We start from the raw sequence: 21,408 nt of genomic DNA on the forward strand, positions 1-21,408 counted from the left end.
GACGGATCGCGTATTCGCTTGAATTCTCCACACCGAGTGCATCGCAGATACGTCGTACCCGCAGTCGCGCGGGTGCCGTGTGTCGAGTCGACACACGAACATTTGCTGAGTGACTCAGCGAGGGGCGATGGCCGACGCCTCCGCGTAGGCAACGCTCCACGCAATCTACTGAGCCCGTACGAAACTCGGCGGCCGGCACCGATTTCTCTTTGCTCAGCGTCATCAGCGCAAGTGCCTACGTCAACCTTTATCAAACGCTACGAAGTGACCGATTCGTCACTGTTCAGCTCCGTGGAAATCTCTGGATCGAACCGAACTCCCGCCCTGTGTCGAGTCGACACATCCTGCGCGGAGCAAGCGAATGAGTGAGTGCCAGACACGCAGCCACGAGGCGTCGTCACTCAGCAACCGTATCGCATCGACGCACTCGATACTCATGATTGGTGATCTTCGATCGCTACTCGTCCGACTCACCCTGCTGGTGATCGCGCGACTTCGAACACGACGCAAAACGATGTGTCGACCCGACACATCTAACCTGTCGCTGACACCCGCTCCGTGCCATACGCCTAGAGAGTTCCGCGACCCCAACTTTATGGGACGCCGGTGTGTGTCGACTTGACACACGATCCCGAAATCACCGGAAGCTGACTGAAGCAACGTCCCAACTCTCACGCGCCCCTCCCCTACCCCTATCCCCGTCTCGTCTGTCAGTCCGAGAAATCCCACACGACAATCCGCCCTCCCCTCACCACCGCCGTGTCGACTCGACACAATCCAGCCGACCGCCGGGCAATAAAAAAGCCCGCTTTCGCGGGCTCCATTCAATCGTCACTTCGCCGGCAAATCGCTTCAACCAGGCTTCACATTAAACAACTGGCTGATGAGTTCACGAATTTGCGTCTCTTGCGCATCTGACAGCACACCAGTTTTCAACTTCACAGTGAAGCTAGTCGTGTCTTTCGTAATGCTGCCCGCGTGGCTCTTGCCCGAAAAAATCTTCTCGATACTGCGCTCCGAAACGCTCTGCTCGGTTTCACTACGGTTCGACTGAGCCCCAATCGCCGCTGCCAGTTTGCCCTGATCCAGCGTACCCGCCACCACCGCCGGCCAAAGTTCACGCGCGGCCAGCAACCCGCCCGCACCGTGCTTCTTGATCGCCGAGACGATCTCGTCCGCCGCCGACCCACCCAGCAAACGCGGGTTCAGATCGAGATCACGTCGAATGAAATCCGGCAGCTTATCGAACGAGAGAAACCGATACAGGCCTTTGCGCGACATACCCAACGCCTCGGCCATACGCGTGCGCGTCGGAAATTCCTGCTCCGCGCGACGCAGCGACTGGCCGATTTCATAGTCCGTCAGGTCTTCGCGCCCAACGTTCTCGACCAGCGCAAGCACCGCCATATCCTGGTCGGAACACTCGATCACCGAAGCGCGAATCTCCTCCGCGTGCAAGATGACGTGCGCACGCAGACGACGCTCACCAGCAATCAGCTGATACCCGTGATCTGCGCGACGCACGACAACCGGCTCAACCAGCCCGACTTCGCGGATGGACTCGGCAAGCGATGCCAGCCCTTCGTCGCTGAAAATCTTGCGCGGCTGCCAGGGATTCGGCTGGATTGCGCTGACCGGAAGCAGCAGCTTGTCGCTGTTCGTCTCCAGTTCCTGAATACGCTGCTGAGCAACCGCAAGCGCACCTAACATACCCGGCCCGGTCTTGAACGCGCTGCTGCGACGCGGCTCGGGTGCGGCCGGCGCCGGACGTTCGGTGGTCTGTCGCTCAGACGCTGAGCCGAGTTCAGCGGTCTTGGCCGCCATCTTGTCGCGGAACGAGCTCATTTCCCGGCCCTCCATTGTTCAACATAAAGATCGTCGATCCACCGCACGTAGTCCGTGAGCGGTTGTCGCACGCGTGCCACTGTCTTGTCCGCGAGATCGCCCTTGCTGATGTCGAATACCGTTGCCATCGCCAGCGCGCCGTTACTCATCGCCGAGCTGGCAGGCACCTCGACTGAGCTCACCCAATCCTTGTAGGTACGCTGCACCCACGAGCGCACGACCGGTGCCGACGACGTCTTGCCGTAATCCACCTTCGATAGCAGCACGGAGACGAAGTCGTAGGTTTTCTCGTCGCCGCGCTCCATGATCGTGTGTGCGAGGTCAGAGAACAGACTCCAGAACGACACCGAGCTGATGAAGTCCAGGCTCTCCGGCACGAGCGGCATCACCATTGCATCGGCGGCCATCAGTGCGTTGATCGTCAGATATGACAGCGACGGCGCCGTATCGAGAATGATGTAGTCATAGTGCTGACGCAGCGTCTGTACGCCTTCGCGCAGCAGATCCCAGAACTTGAAGCCCGGGTTCTTGATCACGGTACCGGGAATATGAAATTCCGCGGAGAACAGCGTCGGGTGTGCTGGAATGACATCGAGGCCATCCCAATAAGTCGGCTGAACAAAATTCAGCAGCCCGCCTTCCATTTGCGGATCGTAAATATACGGCAGGACCGTACTGTCCTCCGTCACTTCCTTTTCCGCATAGAGACCGCAAAGCTCGGTCAACGATGCTTGCGGATCCAGGTCGATGAGCAGCACGCGACGGCCGCGAAGCGTCAGGCCCTGCGCGAGACACATCGTCGTGGTGGTTTTCGTCGAGCCGCCCTTGAAGTTGGCGACCAGAATGACCTTGCCGTCGGCGTCACGCACGCCGGTGTGAAGCGGCGTTTGATAAATATCGGAAACCTGCTGGACCCAGACACGCGCTTCGGGCAAGGTAAACACCCGGCTGCGCCCCGATCCTTGCGCTTCGCCTTGGGGCAGTCCCTCGCGCGTCGCCAGCAGATTGTTCAGTTTGATCCGGTCGATGCCGCACATCTCCGCGACCTGCGCCGACGTGAATGTCGGTGCCATCTTGCGTGGCTTCGGCGCCAGCATCATTTCCCGAAGTTCTTCTGACAGAAGACCCGCCTCTTCCGCGAACTGCGTTACCGCCGAAAGATCAACGCGTCGGTCAATTGATGGAAATTCGATAGTCTTTGCCATTAATACGCTTTTCATCGGAATTTAGATAAAGCGTAGAATACAGGAAAAGCGTATCGAAACACACTGATTGAGACCGCTTTTAGAAAAAAACGACCCTTTTATTCGCGTTTAGACGGCCTCTAACGGGCAAGTCCAGCCTAGAGCCTATCCCAAACGGCCAGCCCCACCAGCGGGCGATTAAGCGCCTTTCCGTGGCTTTGCCTATTTTTTAGGCAAATTGGTCCGCGCCGTGTCATTGCGCCACCACCCCAGCTAGTTCTGTCGCGCCTGATTTGTCCCGAAACTTCTTCTAGCGGGAGCCGAATGAAGCCCGATGGATATCGAGGTCACGTTTTTTGTGCACTTTCGTCGATCAACGAAAGTGGGCTTCGGCATAACGGAATCACGGTAACGAATTTTGTGCGGCCAGTCCTTCTGTGAGGACACCTCTTTGCGATCTCGACACAAAAACCGTTACCAACCGATCGACTCCCTTCCCACGCTAGTGCACTTCCAGAGAAATGCACAAAAAACGTGACCTCAATTCCGCAGTTCCGCAAAAACACCCGGACACTCGTTCTCACAGAAGGCAACGCAAAACGAACGCAGGGAAGCTGGAGCCGCTCTGTGCACAAAAATCGTTACCTAGCCCGGGAATGCGCGGCCAATCAATGCTCTAAGCGGACACGAAGCGGGCTCGCACAATAAACGTGACCTTTGTAGTGGCCAACATATCTGCACAAAAACCACTACCCCAGACTACGTGATTCGAATGCACACAAAAACCGTTACCTTAGCGATCGATTCACATGATTCCGCGCCAAAGAACTCTCCCCTTCCCATCGTCACAGGCCTCTGCACATTAATCGTTACCGTGAACTCCCAACCTTGCACACAAAACGTTGCCCGATGGCATCTCAGAACATGTTCAATTTCATCGCGTAAACCCTGGGATGCTCATCAAATAAGCCAATAGCCCCTTGAGCGGGTAACTTTTCCACGAAAAGTCTCAAAATCCGTCCAGCTCTCAAAGTCACTCAGCGCAAATTTTCACGCGAAGCATCTCTTTGCTTGCGGGGTTGGTTTGTTTACTTAAAAACAGAAAACCCACAAACCCACTAACGTAGACCTTCTAAACCTTTGATTTCAGATACTTGGATCTCAAAAGCACCGGTCTATGTGCAAGATGCATCGTTTTATGTGCAAACGGGTGTCGTTTTTTGTGCAGGCAATGCAGAGGTCTATGTGCAGTTCGGCACGTTTTTTGTGCGAGCGCTTTTATAAGCCCTGTTTGAGGTAACGTTTATTGTGTTGACTTGTGTAAACGGAGTGATAGAGTCCCCGCCAATATCGACGGAGAGCACACGAATGTCGGAGGACAGCGGACGCAGGACGACGACCCAGCAAATGTCGCTTGGGTTGTTCGAAGAGATGTCCGGGCAGCCAATCAGCGAAAGCACGCGAGAGATCGGCTTTCAGCGCAACAACGTTTTCGTTGCCATCAACGGGCTTGGCCTGTCGTCGCGGCGTTTCATCGACGCTGCGTATTTCATTGCCGCCCAGGAGCCGGTACCGCACGAGACCTACGACGTCGATCTCAACTACTTCAAGTGGCTGATGCGCTACGAGAGCCGCAACGTGCGGCATCTGCAGAGCGTCATCAAGGAAGCGCAGCGTGTGCTGATCGAAGTGACCGACACGCCGCCAGAACGCGCTCCCAGCGAGGACGATCAGTGGATTTCCGAGCAGCTGATGGGCAGCGTGAAGATCGGCAAGGGGCGCATCCAGTTCCGCATTCCGCCGCTGATGCTGCGCCACATCACTGGTCCGGAAAAGCACCACTGGCTCAACCTGTGCATCACGGCGGCGTTCTCGCAGACCTTTGCGCGGGCGATCTACGACTACGTGCAGCCCTACGTAGCGGCGGGATTGACCGACTGGATCGAGCTCGACGTCATGCGTCGCTGGCCGGGCAAGCTCGGCTCGAGCGCGTCTGAGTTCAAGCATTTCCGGCCGAAGTACCTCGACCCGGCGGTGAACCAGATCAATGAGCTTTCCGATATCGAGGTGAGCTACGAGACGCGCGCCGATTCGGGAACCTCGCGCAAGATCAACAAGATCCGCTTTCGTCTGAAGCGCAAGGACACGGTCGCGGCGATGCTCAGCCGTCAGCCCGACGCACACGACCTTCTGCTCACGCTCAAGGAGGAGTTCGGCCTGAGCAACAAGCAGTTCGACGTGATCGCCGAACATCGTATGAACTGGACCGACGAGCGCATCCAGCAGGCGATCGAATACACGCGCTTCCGTCTGAACCAGGGCAAGGTCACGAAGAGCCCTGCTGGCTACCTGATGAAGGCGCTGAGCCACAACTGGCAGGTCTCGGAGGCCGAGCGCAAGATGGTCGCGATCCAGAGCGAGCGCGCCGCTGCGGTCGACGCCGAGGAAACCGCCAAGGCCGCGGTCACCACCGCGGTCAAGCAGAGCATCGCCGCGCGCGACGAAGAGGCGCGCACGCGTCGCAACGATGAAGTGCAGCGTGGCCGCGAACACTTCGAATCGGCCGACGAGAAGACCCGCAAGGAGCTCGTGCGCCTCTATATCGCCTCGCAGGCTGGCAAGCTGATGCTGCGCCGCCTGAAGCTGGAGGCAGGCGCCTTGTCGGATGTGAACATCCTCAACCATTCCGATCTGTCCTGGTACTTCGGGCAATTCGTCTACGGCAAGCTCAAGCAGACCGGCCTTTGAAGGGCGGTTTCGCATCGTCTTCCCCGCACCTTTCCCGCCGCGTAGAGCGACGAAAACGTCGCTCGCGTTGCTGCAAAAGCACGAAGGGCCGCATAGCTTGCAGGCATCACAGCGCGGGCGATGGGGCTGGGAAAATTCCAGCACTGGATCAATGACTTGGGTCATTCGTCCCAGGTGATATTCACAAAGTTATCCCCGAAAACTGTGGATAACTTTCGCAGAGGAATCAGGGCCATCTTTTGGCCTTCCCGATACGAGCGCAACGCCGCGTCACGTCTGAAAATTACCTGGCAATCCTTATAAGATCACGCGGCAACGTCCTGCATGGGCGATGCTTGAGCGCCTAGCATGGTGCCCCGGCAGCAATGTGTGCCGCAGCGGCAGGCGTATTCGCGCTGCGCCTCGCTGTCCACCTGGTGCCCGATTTCCAGCGCGTAATCGATGAATAGTTCTTCACCGGCGGCAATATCGCGGATGGCGTCGATAAACACGCGACCATCGCCTTCGACGGCCTCGCAGTTCGCTGCGCAGGCGTGATTGAGCCAGCGCGCGCCGTTGCCGCCGCGTCCGCCGTCGATCACGCGTCCATCCGAAAGCCCGAACAGAAAGGTATGCCCCGAAACCTCGCGCCGCTCGTTCCAGCGCGCGGCTTCGCGCCACGTCGTCACCATGCCTTTGTATTCGAAGATGCGCTCTCCCGCGCGCAACGAGCACAGCGCGAACACGCCTTTGCCATGCACCGGCGATTGCCGGACGGACACACGTTTCATGATCGCAGCACCAGGAACGACAGCGCGAACGGGAGTGGAGACGAGGCAGCCAGGGCCTGCATTCGCGCCGAGTATAAGTCGAGAAAATAGTCGCGAATATGACGTTTCGAATATGCAGGACCCGCTTCGCGGCAAGGGTCGCGCTATCTGCCCAGGACAAAACCGTTTGACGCGATCGCCCGCGCGGCGTTACGATTCACCCACGGTCAAGGGACAGACCCACGACCGCCAATCTCTTGAGGGAGCCTCATGAGCAAGAATACCCAGCGTTTCGACGCACTGATTTTCATTGGCCGTTTCCAGCCCCCGCATCGTGGTCACCTCGATGTGCTGCGCCGTGCGCTCAGCCAGTCTTCGCGCGTGTGCATCCTGATCGGCTCGACCGACCGTCCGCGCACCATCAAAGATCCGTTCTCGTACGACGAACGCCGCCAGATGATTCTCGCCCTGCTCGATGAAGACGAGCGCGAGCGTGTCGTCATCGCGCCGGTGCAGGACTCGATGTACAACGACGGCGACTGGCTGCGCTGGATTCAGGACGCCGTGGCCTCCGAACTGGGCGACACCTCGGGCCGACGTATCGGTCTGATCGGCCACGAAAAAGACGCCAGCTCTTACTATCTGCGCATGTTTCCGCAGTGGGAGTTCGTGGAAACGGATGCCACCGAGGACATCTCGGCCACCGAGATCCGCGAGCAGCTGTTCGCGGAGCGCAACAACAGCTTCGTTTCGTGGGCCGTGCCGGCGCCCGTCCATGCGTGGCTCGAAGCCTTTCGCACGCGCCCCGAGTTCGCGCAGCTGAAATCGGAAGCCGAGTTCATCGCGGGCTATCAAAAGGCCTGGGCGGCTGCGCCTTATCCCGTCACCTTCGTGACCGTCGACGCGCTCGTGGTGCACTCCGGCCATATCCTGCTCGTGCGTCGCCGCAGCGAGCCGGGGCGCGGCTTGTGGGCGCTGCCGGGCGGCTTCGTCAATCAGGACGAGCGGCTCGAAACCGCGTGCATCCGCGAACTGCGCGAAGAGACCGGCCTCAAGCTGCCCGAACCCGTCCTGCGCGGCTCGATCAAGGATCGTCAGGTCTTTGATCATCCGCAGCGTTCGCTGCGCGGGCGCACCATTACGCATGCGTTTCTATTCCACTTTCCGGTGGGCGAGTTGCCGCGCGTGAAGGGCGGCGACGATGCCGACAAGGCCCGCTGGGTGCCGCTCAACACCTTTGCACGTATGCGCGACGTGATGTTCGAGGATCACTTCGACATCGCTTACCACTTCCTCGGGAAGCTCTGAGCGCACAGCCACGCGCGCATATCGATCGTTTTACCCCGCTGGGATAGACCCGGCGGACTTTCAACGGCATAGAGGAGCTCTAGCCATGCAAGCCCAATTCGACTCGTTCGCATCCATTCTCGCCAATCCGATCGTTAATACGGACTCCTATAAGGCGTCCCACTTCGTGCAATATCCGCCCGAAGCGACCGGCATGTTCTCGTATGTCGAATCGCGCGGCGGTCGCTACGACCGCACCGTATTTTTCGGCCTGCAGATGCTGGCCAAGGAATATCTGTGCAGGCCCATCACCGCGCAGATGATCGAAGAAGCCCGGTTCTTTTTTGGCGCACACGGCGAGCCGTTCAACGAAGCCGACTGGCGCTATATCGTCGAGCAATACGACGGCTATCTGCCGGTGCGCATCCGTGCCGTGCCTGAAGGCTCGGTGGTGCCGACGCATAACGTCCTCATGACCGTCGAGTGCGATGATCCCCGTGTATTCTGGATTGCTTCGTACATCGAATCGATGTTGTTGCGTCTCTGGTATCCAATCACCGTGGCAACGCAAAGCTGGCATCTGCGCAAAACCATCGGCCGCTATCTGCGCAAGACCAGCGACGATCTTTCGCAGCTGCCGTTCAAGCTGCACGACTTCGGCGCACGCGGTGTATCGAGCGCGGAAAGCGCGGCCATTGGCGGCGCAGCGCACCTGGTGAGCTTCATGGGTTCGGATACCGTGCTGGGCGTGATGGCCGCGAACCGTTTCTATAACGCGCAGATGGCGGCGTACTCGGTGCCGGCCGCCGAGCACAGCACCATCACGTCCTGGGGCCGCGAGCGCGAGGCCGATGCCTATCGCAACATGCTCGCGCAATTTGGCAAGCCCGGTGCGATCGTCTCGGTGGTGTCCGATTCGTACGATCTGTTCGCGGCGCTCGACCTGTGGGGCGGCGAGTTGAAACAGGCCGTGCTGGACTCCGGCGCGACGCTGGTGATCCGGCCGGACTCCGGCGAACCTGTCGATATCGTGATGAAGACTGTGCGCGCGCTCGACGCCTCGTTCGGCTCCACGATCAATCGCTGCGGCCGCCGTGTGTTGAACACCGTGCGTGTGATTCAGGGCGACGGCGTGGACGAGGCCTCGATCGGCGCGATCCTTGCCGCGCTCGACGATGCGGGTTACGCGGCCGACAACGTCACCTTTGGCATGGGCGGCGCGCTGTTGCAGCGCGTGGACCGCGATACGCAGCGCTTCGCGATGAAGTGCTCGGCGATCCGACTGGGCGATACGTGGACGGGCGTGCGCAAGGATCCCATCACCGACAGCGGCAAGCGCTCGAAAATGGGCCGCCTCACGCTGCTGCGCAATCGCCGCACCGGCGAGTACCGCACGGCCACGCTGCCGCTCGCGTGGGAAGACCGGCTGCTTGAGCGCGACTGGGAAGACGCGCTCGAAACCGTCTATGAGAACGGCCGTCTGTGCGTGGACGTGAGCCTCGATACAATCCGCGAGCGCGCCCACGCCGACGAGCTTTAAACCGGCACCGCTGCGTGCGTCTGGAACCCGCCTCACGCCGGACGTGCGCACAATGCGGTAGATTGGCGTCGCCTCAGACGATCTGGAGAAACCGATGCAAGATCCCCAAGCCGATGCGCGCGCGTTGCCGCCGCCGCTGCTCACCGCATTCGATGGCGATCACCTTGATGAACATGCGCACGAAGCGATCCGCGTTTCCACGGTTGGCGCGGACGGCTGGCCGCATGGCGCGCAGCTGAGCGTGGGCGAAGTGCTCGCGCTGGACGCGCACACGCTGCTCGTGGCGATGTGGCCCAACTCGAACACGGCGCAGAACATGCGTCGCGATGGACGTCTTACGCTTTCCCTCGTACACGACGGCGCGCTGCTGGAAATACGCGCGCACGCGAGCCTCGTGGCCGAACAGCAAACGGCACTGGCACTCTGCGTATTCCGTCTACAAATCGAAAAGGTGGACGAGCATCGCGCCCGATATGCCGAGGTGCTGGGCGGCGTGACCTTCCGCCTCTATGAGCGCGCGAGCGTCATTGCGCGCTGGCGCGAACAGATCGCCATGCTGCGCACGCATGCCTGAGCACGACGCTCATCAGGTCTCGTCCATCAACTGCCGGTGCGCTGATTCCCGGAACGCCACCGGCGTCAGCCCCGTCTGCTTGCGGAAAAAGCGGCTGAAATAAGCACTATCCTCGAAGCCCATCGCATGTGCGATCTGCTTCACGCTGAGCGCTGAATACACCAGCTCGCGTTGCGCCTCTCGAATCAGATGTTCGTTGATGAGCGCAGTGGGGGCGTGCCCAAGCGCTTCGCGGCACACGCGTGCAAGATGCGCGCTGGCGCAGCCCAGACGCTTCGCGTAGAACGCGACCGGCTCGTGATCGCGGCAATGCGCGGCGATGAGGTCGCGGAAGCGCCGCAACAACTCCGCACGCCGGTCGCCGCCTGGCGTCGCAGGCGTGGCAGCGAGATCCGCAAGGCGCGCGACGTGCACAAATAACGTTACCATCAGCGCCATGCCCGCCGCTGCGTGGCCGCGCGCGCCGCTGCGGTACTCCTGTTCCAGCAGGGCAAAGAGCGGCGCGAGCATGGCGACGCTCGGGTCCGCGCCGCGCACGGGAATCACCGCGGCGCGTGTAAGGATCGAGGCAATGCCCGGCGCGGCGACTTTAACGAGCGCCTCCAGCGGGCGTTGCGCCGCCGTGATGACCAGACCGTCGATCTGCGGCGAAAAATCGAACGCATGCACCGTCTGCGCGGGCAGGACGACCAGGCAGGGCGGCTCGAACGTGTGCTTTACGCCCTCGATCACCACATGGCCCGCGCCGCCCCGTATGTACAGAATCTGCAAGAGCGCGTCATGCCGGTGCGCGTCGATGCGCCAGTCGTTCGGACGGCTGCGCTCCGGAATCCATTCGAAATTGAATGCGCCGTACCACGGCGGCCGCGCGGATTCGCCGTACAGGTCGTAGTTAGGGATTCTCCTCATGCCATCTCGCCTCCTGTGTACAAATTGTCCTGTTGACTGACGCGTTTGTCCACTTTGCGCGCTCGTCGCGCCTCTATACTTTTTTGCAACAGAACTCATGCGGGGACACGAATCATCGCATGCGAAGTCATCATTTGATAAGGATTGCAGATGAATAGAGAAATGGAGAAAGAGGCGGGTGGGCACTGGTTGCAACTGCAGGACAAGGTATGTGTAGTGACGGGCGCAGCGGGCGGCATTGGCGCATCGATTGCACAGGTTTTTGCTGCCGCTGGGGCACGCCTCGCCTTGCTCGATCGCGATAGGGAGAAAGTCCAGACGCTCGCGCAACAACTGAAAACGCAGACCCAAACGATCTCCATCGCCTGCGATATCGGCGAACCCGCGAGCGTGAGCGACGCCGTGGCACAGGTCGAGCGTGAACTCGGTGTGGCGGACGTGCTCGTGAATAACGCGGGCCTGCTGCGGCCAGGCGGTATCGAAACGCTTTCGCTCGAAGACTGGAACGCGATGCTGCGCGTGAACCTCACCGGATACATGCTGTGTTCGCAAAGCTTCGGCCGTTCCATGCTTGCACGTGGTTCGGGCGCGTTGGTGCATGTCGCGTCGATTGCGGCGCGTTACCCGCAGACGCACAGCGGCGCCTATAGCGCGAGCAAGGCCGCGGTGGCGATGCTGGCGCGCCAGCTTGCTGCGGAGTGGGGGCCACGCGGCGTGCGCAGCAACACGGTGTGTCCCGGCATGATCCGCACGCCGCTTTCCGAGTCCTTCTACACCCACGGCGATATCGAAGCGCGCCGCAGCGCGATGACCGCCAACCGCCGCATTGGCCAGCCAGACGATATTGCGCACGCCGTGGCGTTTCTGGCCAGTCCGCGCGCGGACTACATCAATGGCGCCGAACTGGTGGTCGACGGCGGCCTTGACAGCATGTTGATGGACCTCGTGCCGCGCCCTGGCTACGCAGCCGCGCGCTAGAAGCATCAAGACGAAATCGATATGAATGGAGGAGACGCCATGAAAAGCAGCACAACAACATTGCCAGCTGTGTGCGACGTGCTCGTGGTTGGCGCGGGAGCAGGTGGGTTGTCCACCGCCATCACGGCGCGCAAGGCAGGGCTCGATGTCGTCGTCATCGAGAAAGAGCCGGTATTCGGCGGCACCACCGCGTTTTCGGGCGGTGTGCTCTGGATACCGGGAAACCGCCATGGCGCCGCGAACGGTGCGAAGGATACGCGCGAAGCCGCGCGCACCTATCTGCGCCATGAAGCCGGCGCGTTCTTCGACGAAGCCGCCATTGAGGCGTTTCTCGACTACGGTCCGCAAATGCTCGACTTCTTCGAGCGCGAGACCGACGTCAAGTTCCTGCCCACGCTCTATCCCGACTATCACCCCGACGCGCCAGGCGGCGTAGATATTGGGCGCTCGGTGGTGGCAGCACCATTCGATGCGAGTCTGCTGGGCCGGGATCTCGCGCGGCTGCGCCCGCCGCTCAAGACCATCACCTTTATCGGCATGATGTTCAATTCGTCCAATGGCGACCTCAAGCACTTCTTCAACGCGACGCGCTCGCTGGCGTCCGCGTGGTATGTGGCGAAGCGCCTGGCCTCGCATCTGAAGGATCTGGCGGTGCACCGGCGCGGCGTGCAGGTGACGAGCGGCAATGCGTTGGCTGCGCGGCTTGCGAAATCCGCGCTCGATCTAGGCATTCCGATTTTTACCGGCGTGGCTGCGCGCGAACTGATCTGCGAAGCGGCGCGGGTCTCCGGCATCCTGGTGGAATCGAGCGGTACGCAGCAACGCATCATGGCGCGGCGCGCGGTGGTGCTGGCAAGCGGCGGCTTTTCGCATGACGCGCAGCGCACACTGAACGCCTATCCCCATCGACAGCGCGGCGGGGTCCATGCATCGCCGGTTCCGCAAAGCAACACGGGCGATGGCGCGAAACTCGCTGAAAAGGCGGGTGCAAAAGCGGTGTTGCACTATCCGCAAGCGGCAGCGTGGATGCCGGTGTCGCGCGTGCCGTTGGGCAACGGACGATACGCCGTCTTTCCGCATTTGCTCGACCGCTACAAACCGGGCGTGATCGGCGTGACGCGTCACGGGCGGCGCTTTACCAACGAATCGAATTCGTATCACGACGTGGGCGCGGCGATGATCGAAGCCTGTCGCGACGAAGCGGAAACGGCCATGTGGCTTATCTGCGATCACGCGACGTTGCGCAAATACGGGCTGGGTTACGCCAAGCCCGCGCCGGTGCCGCTCGGCGCGCTGTTGCGCAACGGCTATCTGCACAAAGGCAAAACGCTCGCCGAACTCGCCCAGCGCGCGGGCATCGACGCGCACAATCTTGAGCAGACCGTACGCCGCTACAACGAGCACGCCGCGCGCGGCGAAGACCCCGAATTCGGCCGAGGCTCGACGGCGTTCAACCGCTATCTGGGCGACCCCGCGCAACGTCCCAACCCATGCGTCGCGCCGCTGCGAGCGGGACCGTATTACGCGCTCAACGTGGTCATGGGCGACCTGGGCACGTTTGATGGCCTGCGCACGAGCGTAAGCGGCGAAGTGCTTGCCGACGACGGCCAGCCCATCGCCGGTCTCTACGCAGTGGGCAACGACCGCGCGAGCATCATGGGCGGCAACTATCCGGGTGCGGGCATCACGTTGGGCCCGATCATGACCTTCGGCTATATCACCGGCAATCACATCGCCGGGCGAATTGATAGGGGCGCGTCATCAGCATTCCATAACGTATCGGCGGCAGCCTGAGAGCGATTCAGACCATGAGCAAAGACTTTATCGATCATCGCATCTATACGATCCGCCCGCGTGGCATGGCGGAATTTATCGACGTATTCGATCGCCTCGCCATGCCGATCCAATTGAAATACCTGGGCGCGCCTGCCGGCTTCTATATGAGCGATATCGGCGCGCTGAATCAGGTCGTGCATCTGTGGGCGTACGAAAGCATTGCCGATTACGACGCGCGTCGCACCGCGCGCGACGCAGATCCGCACTGGCCCGCGTATCTGCAGGCGTCGGGGCATCTGATTGTCGCGCAGGAAAGCCGCATCATTCGTCGCGTGGAGTTCAAAAGCCTCTCGCCTCTCACACGCTGAAAGGGAAGCGAATTCATGAGAGGCGGTGCTCAACGTCGAAGGTCGCTGGCTTGTCTAAGCCAGCATATAAAGCGCACGAAAAAATGAATGCAGCAGCCCTATTACTGCGCTGATTGCAATTGACTAATGCGCAGCTTCGCATTTATCGCGTAGCCCAGGCTGATTATTATCTGCCGGCGTTGTTCAGGCGATGAACAACGCTGGTCTCCAAACCGACTTCGACCTCCGCTTGCGCAAAGGCGGAGGTCTTTTTTTTCATTGTCGGCAACCATCGCAACACGTTATTGCGAATCTTGAACGCATTTCGATTTTCCCTCTTTCGTAAATAAAGCATTGCGCTGGCGTGACGCAAACAAACATGTCACTGAATTTATAATCCGCCGGTCGTGCGATTTGGCGCTTTAAAGATTCGAACATTCATGTGCGCCAGAATCAGAATTCGAAAGAGTGAGAAAATGCGAAAAAGAAGACTACCGCTCGCCGTTCTCTTTGCAGGAGTGTGCCTCGGTTCAAGCGCCGCGCGCGCAGATCAATGGGGCGTTCAGTTTGCCGGCGGCGTTGCCGACCACGACGTGAAAAAAGCCGATCTCGGCGTCGTCTGGGACCCCGGCTGGCAGTGGTGGAATATCGGCGGTTATCATTTCACCGTGGTTGGCGAAGGCCATGTGGCCTACTGGGACATTCGCGAGAAGCCGTCCGCCAACGCGAACATCTGGGAATTCGGCTTTACGCCTGTGTTCCGCTTCATCAAGAATTCAGGCTTTATCCGCCCATTCATCGAAGCGGGCGTGGGCGTGCGATTGCTCTCGCACGTGGACGAAACGCCAGACCGGAGCTTTTCGTCCTCGTTCCAGTTCGCGGATATGGTAGGGGTGGGGGCGCAGTTCGGCGAACACCAGAATTACCAGGCAGGCTTCCGCTTCCAGCATCTATCGAATGCCGGGCTCAAACATCCGAACCCCGGCATCAATTTCAGCCAGATTTACGTCCAATACAATTTTTAAAACGTAGCCGCGCTTTACACGCGCGCATGCGTTATCACGCTTGCGCGTGGTTTCATTTTTCCTTCACATTACAGGTTGCGTACGCAACTAATGCGATTCGCAACCGCCAAGCATTTGTCCCCTTATTATTTTGGGTCGGGCGTTTAATCGATTTGTGCAACGCAGCAGGTACAAAAACGAAACAAATCGATATCGGGCAAAGCGGGGGCATGATGAAAGCGAGAACAATATACGGGTATTTCCTTTCAAACGCCTTTTTAATTGCCGGAATCGCAATGGTGTTTGTTGCTATCGAATCTCACCAGACGATCCATTCGCCTCTATGATTAGTCGCGACGTTTTACCGCAGCTCAGACATGAGGACAGCATGGATCTAGCACAAATCCGCCGCGAGGCGTTTGCAATGCCGGTACACAATCCCGCGTATCCGCGACCGCCGTTTCGCTTCGTCAATCGCGAATACTTCATCATCACCTACGAAACCGATCCCGAAGCGCTGCGCGCCATCGTGCCGGAGCCGCTCAAGCCCGAGAACAATCTCGTGCATTACGAGTTCATCCGCATGCCGGATTCGTCGGGTTTCGGCGATTACACCGAAAGCGGCCAGGTCGTGTCGGTGCGCGATCCGCAAGGACGTCTTGGCAACTACACCCACTCCATGTATCTCGACGACGAAGGCCCGATCGCCGGCGGCCGCGAGATCTGGGGCTTCCCGAAGAAGCTCGCGCGACCGGTGCTGGGCGTGGATGGTAACGACACGCTGCTCGGCACGCTCGATTACGGCACGCAACGTGTGGCCACGGGCACGATGGGCTACAAGCATCACGTGCTCAACAACGAAGACGAGCGCCGCAAACTCGCCGATACGCCGAACTATCTGCTCAAGGTGATTCCGCATGTGGACGGCACGGCGCGCATCTGCGAACTCGTGCGCTTCTATCTGCGCGATGTGACGGTCACCGGCGCGTGGAGCGGTCCCGCTGCACTCGAACTGCATCCGCATGCCCTCGCGCCCGTCGCGGATCTGCCGGTGCGTCGCGTGGTCGGTGCGCGTCATGTGATCGCGAACCTCACGCTCGATATTGGCGAAGTCGCTTTCGACTACCTCGCCGATACGTCCAGCGCGACCGGCGCAAGTAACAAGCCGGCGCGTCATAGCGACGAAGAACCCGCACTGGTCTGATTTTTAACTGATTCAATAAGGATTACTTATGTCGTTGAAGAACAAGGTGGCCGTGATTACCGGCGCAGCAAGCGGTATTGGCGAACATTGCGCACGTCATTTTGCGCAGCAGGGCGCGGCGGTGGTGATCGCCGACCTGAATCTCGCCGCGGCGGGCAAGGTTGCCGACAGCATCAACGCAGAGGGTGGCCGTGCGCTGGCCGTGGCGATGGACGTCACCAATGAAGAAGCCGTGAATGCGGGCATCGAAGAAGCGGCGAAAGTATTCGGCGGCATCGACGTGCTGGTTTCGAACGCGGGCATCCAGATCATCAGCCCGGTTGACGAATTCGCCTTCAGCGACTGGAAGAAGATGCTGGCGATTCACCTCGACGGCGCGTTCCTCACCACCAAGGCCGTGCTCAAGCATATGTACAGCAGCGGCAAGGGCGGCTCGATCGTCTATATGGGCTCGGTGCATTCGCACGAAGCCTCGAAACTCAAGGCCGCGTATGTGACCGCCAAGCACGGCCTGCTGGGCCTTGCGCGCGTGGTCGCCAAGGAAGGCGGTTCGCGCGGTGTGCGCGCCAACGTCGTGTGTCCGGGCTTCGTGCGCACGCCGCTGGTGGACAAGCAGATTCCGGAACAGGCCAAGGCGCTGGGTATTTCCGAAGCGGACGTCATCAAGAACGTGATGCTCAAGGACACCGTGGACGGCGAATTCACCACGCTCGCCGATGTCGCCACTACGGTCGCCTTCCTCGCGGGCTTCGAGTCCAACGCGCTGACGGGGCAATCGGTGCTCGTCACGCACGGCTGGTCGATGCACTAAGGAGGGTCTATGCGCAGCAGCAAAACAACCGCAAACACGATGCACAACGCAGAGCGCAACCCGCAGCGCAAGCCGTTTGAGCTGCCGCGCTATGACGAAATCGCACTCGTCCTGCAAGGCGGCGGCGCGCTCGGCTCCTATCAGGCCGGCGTGTTCGAAGGCCTCGCGCAGGCGGGTGTCGAGCCGCACTGGATCGCGGGCGTGTCGATTGGCGCGCTCAATACGGCGATCATTGCAGGCAATGCGCCGGATCAGCGCGTGGCCGCTTTGCGCGGCTTCTGGGAGTCGATCTGCCATCCGCTCGACTGGTTTGGCAATCTCGGCTCACTGGCGCTGCCGCTGTTCGGTCACAACGATCTGGCGCGCCGCTGGGCCAGCATGTGGGCCGCGGGCCGTGCGCTGACCGAAGGTCAGCCGGGCTTCTTCGCGCCGCGCCGGCCGCTGCCGGTCGCGGGCTGGCAGAAGGCGCAGCCCAGCGCCGTGAGCTATTACGATACGGCCGCGCTCAAGGCCACCCTGCAACGCTTTGCCGATTTCGACCGCATCAACGATGGTCCGATACGCGTGTCAGTAGGCGCCGTGAACGTGCGCAGCGGCAACCTGGTGTATTTCGACAACACGAAAATGCGCCTGGAACCCGAGCATTTCATGGCATCGGGTGCCTTGCCGCCGGGCTTTCCGGCGGTGGAGATCGAAGGCGAATACTACTGGGACGGCGGTCTGGTTTCGAATACGCCGCTCACGGAAGTGCTGCGCGATGCGGATCACAAGGACACACTGGTGTTCCAGGTCGATCTATGGAGCGCCAACGGCAATGTGCCCGCCGATTTCATGGACGTCGCCGAGCGCGCCAAGGACATCCAGTATTCGAGCCGCACGCGCGCGATTACCAACATGCTCGCCGATCGCCAGAAGCACGCGCGCTTCATCAAGGAACTGCTGGAGCACGTCCCGGCCGAAGCGCGCCGCAGCGACCCGCTGTTTCGCCTCGCTGAAACCGTGGCCGACGGCTCGTCGATCAACGTCGTGCATCTGATCTACAAGAACAAACCGTATGAAGGCCACTACAAGGACTACGAGTTCAGCATCGATACGATGGAGGAGCACTGGTCGAGCGGACTGGAGGATATTCGCGCGTCGTTCTCGCATCCTGACTGGTTCGCGGTGCCGAGCCGCGAGCAGGGTTTCGTGACGCACGATATCCATCGCCGCGCGGGCGAAGTGCCCGAATCCGACCGCAACGATCTGCCGACCGCACACGAGCCGGTGGACGTGCAACTGCCCGCATAAATCCCGCTGAGGGGCATCAGGTCACGCGGCGAGCGCGCTTTCGCGTTCGCCGCGTTTTTCCTGCGTGCGCAGCAAACCCTGCTGCATGTCGTAGCCCGAAGGATGCTGATAAACGCGCAGCCCAAACTCGGGCAGCACGGCGATCAGATGGTCGAACAGATCCGACTGGATCGCTTCATACTCGACCCACGTAGTGGTATTCGTAAAACAATAGAGTTCGAGCGGCACGCCTTCTGCACTGCTCGGCAACTGGCGCACCATGCAGGTCATCTCGCGATGAATGCCCGGGTGACGTTGCAGATATTGCTCGACATAGGCGCGGAATGTGCCCAGATTCGTGAGCTGCCGGCGGTTGGCCGCGCATTCGCCCGCATTGCCGAGCGCGCCATTGAACTGCGTGAGCGCATCGCGCTTGTGCGCCAGATAATCCTGCAACAGCGTGAAGCGTTCGAGCCGCGCCAGCGCCTGGGCTTCGAGAAAGCGCACGCTGGTGGCGTCGATAAAGAGCGCGCGCTTGATGCGCCGCCCGCCCGCCTCCGTCATGCCGCGCCAGTTCTGGTAGCTCTCCGTGATGAGCTTCCAGGTGGGAATCGTGATGATGGTGTGATCGAAATTCGTCACCTTCACGGTATTGAGCGTAATGTCGATCACCGTGCCGTCCGCGCCGGCGCTGGGCATCGTGATCCAGTCGCCGATACGCAGCATGTCGTTCGACGAAAGCTGCACGCCCGCCACGAGGCCCAGAATCGTGTCCTTGAAAATCAGCATGAGCACCGCCGACATCGCGCCGATACCCGAAAGCAGCAGGCCGATCTGCTTGCCCGTCGCATCGCCGATCACGACCAGCGCGGCGGTGATGAACATGACGAGCTTGACCAGTTGCATCGCGCCTTTGAGCGAGAGGCGCGGCTGATCCTGACGCGTAGTGCGATGCGCGTGCTCGAACGCGGAGAGCGTGGCGCTGATGGTCATCGTCACCAGCATGACGATCAGCGCGAAGCTGACTTTATCGACGGTCTGCGCGATGGACTCGGGCACGCCCGGCACCATGCCGATGCCCAGGCGGATCACCACGAAAGGCGTCACGCGACTCAGCCATTTGAACGCGCCGAACTCGAACAGCGCATCGTCGATGCGCGTCGTGGAGCGCTGCGCAAGACGCGCGACGACGCGAAACAGCAGGAAGTGGACGGCGGCGCTGACGACGCCTGCGGCAGCGAGCAAAACGAGCGAGCCGACCAACGGCTCAAACCAGACTTGATTCACATTCATGGGGTGTTGCAGTTTCCTTTTTCAAACGCCTGAAGCGATTTAAAACGCACGGATAAAAAGAAACCGGCGCGGGGAGCACACCGCGCCGGAGGTCGTAGGGTACTTGAAAGGGACCGTGCGCGCGAGCCTGGGTTCCGCGCGCGCGGTTGTTGACGTACGTGGATTACTCGAAAGGCGGTTCGCTCTGCCAGTCGAAAAAGTCCGGCATGTCGGTGGAAACGCGGTTCGGAAACGCGGCAGGGCGCTTTTCGAGGAAGGCGCTTACGCCTTCGGCGGCATCGGCCGAGCGCCCGCGCGACTGGATCGCGCGGCTGTCGAGTTTGTGCGCTTCCATCGGATGGCTCGCGCCCGCCATGCGCCAGATCATCTGGCGAGCGATGGCGGCCGAAACCGGCGCGGTGTTGTCGGCGATCTCGCGTGCGAGCGCCCACGCTGCGGGCAGCAGATCGTCCGGTGCATGCACGGAGCGCACGAGACCGCGCGCGAGCGCTTCGTCTGCCGTGAACACGCGGCCCGTGTAGCACCATTCGAGCGCCGATGATATGCCCACCACGCGCGAGAGAAACCACGAAGACGCGGCTTCCGGCGTGATGCCGCGCCGCCCGAACACGAAGCCGAACTTCGCATCGCTCGACGCGAGGCGGATATCCATCGGCAACTGCATCGTCATGCCAATGCCCACCGCTGGGCCGTTCACGGCCGCGATCACGGGCTTGAGGCTGCGGAAGATGCGCAGCGCCACGCGCCCGCCGCCATCGCGGTGCACGGTTTCTACGCTCGTGCCCAGGCGCTTCGCGTAGTCAAAGGTTTCGCCGCCCGAGGACAGATCGGCGCCCGCACAGAAGGCGCGGCCTGCGCCGGTGACGATCACGCAGCGTACGGCGTCGTCGGCATCGGTGGCATCGAAGGCGGCGATCAGTTCCTGCATCATCGTCGCGGTGAAGGCGTTGAGTTTCTCGGGGCGATGCAGTGTGATGGTGGCGACGCCGTCCTCGACGGCGTAGAGCAGCGTCTCGAACGATGGCCTGGTAGTGTCGGTCATGGTGTCCTCAGTCGTGGGCTCAATATTCAGGCGGTTCGGAGGCGGGCGCAAAAGCCGGCGCGCGCTTCTGCAGGTTCGCAGCCACGGCTTCACGCTGATTCGCGCCGCCGATCAGCGCATTCTGTTCGATCGATTCAGCGAGCAGCGTGACCGCCGCATCGCCTTGCGCGGCAACGTGCAGCAGGCGTTTGGCTGCGCGGATCGCATCGGGACTGCGCTGAGCGATTTCGCGTGCCGCCGCGAGCGCCTGCGCGAGGGGATCGTCGCAAACACGCGTCGCAAGACCCAGCTCGACCGCTTCGCTCGCGCTCACCACGCGCGCCGTGTAGATCAATTCGCGCAGGCGGTCCTCGCGCAGCAGGCCGCGCGTGAGCACCATGCCGCCCATATCGGGCACGAGCCCCCACTTCATTTCCATCACCGAAAGCCGTGTGTCAGGCGCAACGAAGCGCAGGTCTGCGCCCAACGCGAGTTGCAGGCCGCCGCCATAGGCCACGCCGTGCAGGGCCGCGATCACCGGCACCGGCAGTTCGCGCCAGAGCATGCAGATCTGCTGCGCGTAGTTCGACAGACCGTGCGTGCGTTCGACGATGGGCGTTTTGCGCCCAACCTGATCGAGCGCGGCCATGCTCTCCAGATCGAGGCCCGCGCAGAACGCCTGGCCATTGCCGGAAAGCACGACGGCGCGCAGATCGGCTTCGTGCGCGAGGCGCTCGCCCGCGGCGAGAATCGCGTCGAACATCGCGGGACTCAGCGCATTCATTTTCTGCGGACGATTGAGCCGCACATCCGCAACGCCGTCCGCGATGGAAATCTCGACGAGCGAGGTCGTATCCTGGGTCATGCCA

General features: G+C 60.9%; 18 protein-coding genes. 11 read left to right on the top strand and 7 right to left on the bottom strand.

Annotated features, from left to right (window positions below; translation table 11 throughout):
- Nucleotides 1–852: 852 nt before the first annotated feature.
- Together F3J17_RS01060 and F3J17_RS01065 are read right to left on the bottom strand one after the other, a co-directional pair.
- The gene (locus F3J17_RS01060; protein ID WP_167052955.1) at nucleotides 853–1,845 is read right to left on the bottom strand and encodes a ParB/RepB/Spo0J family partition protein; all 993 of its coding nucleotides are present in this window, start codon (nucleotides 1,843–1,845) and stop codon (nucleotides 853–855) included.
- Entirely contained in the window at nucleotides 1,842–3,050 is a 1,209-nt protein-coding gene (locus tag F3J17_RS01065; RefSeq protein WP_027816482.1) for an AAA family ATPase, read from the bottom strand. Before F3J17_RS01065 ends, F3J17_RS01060 begins: the two co-directional genes overlap by 4 nt.
- A gap of 1,347 nt (nucleotides 3,051–4,397) precedes the next feature.
- Here F3J17_RS01065 and F3J17_RS01070 point away from each other — a divergent pair.
- Nucleotides 4,398–5,777 carry a replication initiation protein gene (locus F3J17_RS01070; RefSeq protein WP_167052957.1) on the top strand — a complete coding sequence of 460 codons (1,380 nt, stop codon included), beginning with the start codon at nucleotides 4,398–4,400 and terminating at the stop codon, nucleotides 5,775–5,777.
- 305 nt (nucleotides 5,778–6,082) lie between these two features.
- Here F3J17_RS01070 and F3J17_RS01075 read toward each other — a convergent pair whose 3' ends face one another.
- Complete coding sequence (locus tag F3J17_RS01075; RefSeq protein ID WP_167052959.1) at nucleotides 6,083–6,547, bottom strand: SET domain-containing protein-lysine N-methyltransferase; 465 nt, start codon at nucleotides 6,545–6,547, stop codon at nucleotides 6,083–6,085.
- 249 nt (nucleotides 6,548–6,796) lie between these two features.
- Here F3J17_RS01075 and F3J17_RS01080 point away from each other — a divergent pair, with 249 nt between their 5' ends.
- The 3 genes from F3J17_RS01080 to F3J17_RS01090 all read left to right on the top strand — a co-directional run bounded on the left by F3J17_RS01080 (nucleotide 6,797) and on the right by F3J17_RS01090 (nucleotide 9,927).
- Nucleotides 6,797–7,834, top strand: a complete 1,038-nt coding sequence (locus F3J17_RS01080; RefSeq protein WP_167052961.1) for a bifunctional nicotinamide-nucleotide adenylyltransferase/Nudix hydroxylase — start codon at nucleotides 6,797–6,799, stop codon at nucleotides 7,832–7,834.
- A gap of 85 nt (nucleotides 7,835–7,919) precedes the next feature.
- Nucleotides 7,920–9,353 (top strand): nicotinate phosphoribosyltransferase, encoded by a 1,434-nt coding sequence (locus F3J17_RS01085; RefSeq protein ID WP_167052963.1) that lies wholly within the window; start codon nucleotides 7,920–7,922, stop codon nucleotides 9,351–9,353.
- A gap of 94 nt (nucleotides 9,354–9,447) precedes the next feature.
- Nucleotides 9,448–9,927: a pyridoxamine 5'-phosphate oxidase family protein gene (locus tag F3J17_RS01090; protein ID WP_167052965.1), complete on the top strand. Its 480-nt coding sequence runs from the start codon at nucleotides 9,448–9,450 to the stop codon at nucleotides 9,925–9,927.
- Nucleotides 9,928–9,939: 12 nt separating this feature from the next.
- Here F3J17_RS01090 and F3J17_RS01095 read toward each other — a convergent pair whose 3' ends face one another.
- A complete protein-coding gene (locus F3J17_RS01095; protein ID WP_167052967.1) occupies nucleotides 9,940–10,836 on the bottom strand; it encodes a helix-turn-helix domain-containing protein in 897 nt (298 codons plus the stop codon).
- Between the two features lie 150 nt (nucleotides 10,837–10,986).
- Here F3J17_RS01095 and F3J17_RS01100 point away from each other — a divergent pair, with 150 nt between their 5' ends.
- The 7 genes from F3J17_RS01100 (at nucleotide 10,987) to F3J17_RS01135 (ending at nucleotide 18,246) form a co-directional block, all read left to right on the top strand.
- The gene (locus F3J17_RS01100; RefSeq protein ID WP_240160712.1) at nucleotides 10,987–11,814 is read left to right on the top strand and encodes an SDR family oxidoreductase; all 828 of its coding nucleotides are present in this window, start codon (nucleotides 10,987–10,989) and stop codon (nucleotides 11,812–11,814) included.
- 39 nt (nucleotides 11,815–11,853) lie between these two features.
- Complete coding sequence (locus F3J17_RS01105) at nucleotides 11,854–13,608, top strand: FAD-dependent oxidoreductase (protein ID WP_167052969.1); 1,755 nt, start codon at nucleotides 11,854–11,856, stop codon at nucleotides 13,606–13,608.
- A 14-nt stretch (nucleotides 13,609–13,622) separates the two neighbouring features.
- A complete protein-coding gene (locus F3J17_RS01110) occupies nucleotides 13,623–13,958 on the top strand; it encodes an NIPSNAP family protein (RefSeq protein ID WP_167052971.1) in 336 nt (111 codons plus the stop codon).
- 455 nt (nucleotides 13,959–14,413) lie between these two features.
- The gene (locus tag F3J17_RS01115; RefSeq protein WP_167054381.1) at nucleotides 14,414–14,962 is read left to right on the top strand and encodes an acyloxyacyl hydrolase; all 549 of its coding nucleotides are present in this window, start codon (nucleotides 14,414–14,416) and stop codon (nucleotides 14,960–14,962) included.
- Nucleotides 14,963–15,329: 367 nt separating this feature from the next.
- The gene (locus F3J17_RS01125; protein WP_167052975.1) at nucleotides 15,330–16,145 is read left to right on the top strand and encodes an acetoacetate decarboxylase; all 816 of its coding nucleotides are present in this window, start codon (nucleotides 15,330–15,332) and stop codon (nucleotides 16,143–16,145) included.
- A gap of 28 nt (nucleotides 16,146–16,173) precedes the next feature.
- Complete coding sequence (locus F3J17_RS01130; protein ID WP_167052977.1) at nucleotides 16,174–16,956, top strand: 3-hydroxybutyrate dehydrogenase; 783 nt, start codon at nucleotides 16,174–16,176, stop codon at nucleotides 16,954–16,956.
- A gap of 39 nt (nucleotides 16,957–16,995) precedes the next feature.
- Nucleotides 16,996–18,246: a patatin-like phospholipase family protein gene (locus F3J17_RS01135; protein ID WP_167054383.1), complete on the top strand. Its 1,251-nt coding sequence runs from the start codon at nucleotides 16,996–16,998 to the stop codon at nucleotides 18,244–18,246.
- A gap of 21 nt (nucleotides 18,247–18,267) precedes the next feature.
- On the opposite strand, the gene F3J17_RS01140 is transcribed toward F3J17_RS01135, so the two are convergent.
- The 3 genes from F3J17_RS01140 to F3J17_RS01150 all read right to left on the bottom strand — a co-directional run bounded on the left by F3J17_RS01140 (nucleotide 18,268) and on the right by F3J17_RS01150 (nucleotide 21,404).
- Nucleotides 18,268–19,518 (bottom strand): mechanosensitive ion channel family protein, encoded by a 1,251-nt coding sequence (locus tag F3J17_RS01140; RefSeq protein WP_167052979.1) that lies wholly within the window; start codon nucleotides 19,516–19,518, stop codon nucleotides 18,268–18,270.
- A 163-nt stretch (nucleotides 19,519–19,681) separates the two neighbouring features.
- Nucleotides 19,682–20,560, bottom strand: a complete 879-nt coding sequence (locus tag F3J17_RS01145; RefSeq protein ID WP_167052981.1) for a crotonase/enoyl-CoA hydratase family protein — start codon at nucleotides 20,558–20,560, stop codon at nucleotides 19,682–19,684.
- 19 nt (nucleotides 20,561–20,579) lie between these two features.
- Entirely contained in the window at nucleotides 20,580–21,404 is an 825-nt protein-coding gene (locus F3J17_RS01150; protein ID WP_167052984.1) for a crotonase/enoyl-CoA hydratase family protein, read from the bottom strand.
- Nucleotides 21,405–21,408: the final 4 nt, after the last annotated feature.

It is taken from the genome of Burkholderia sp. Ax-1719 (assembly GCF_011753055.1).
In the GTDB taxonomy this organism is placed as follows: Bacteria; Pseudomonadota; Gammaproteobacteria; order Burkholderiales; family Burkholderiaceae; genus Paraburkholderia.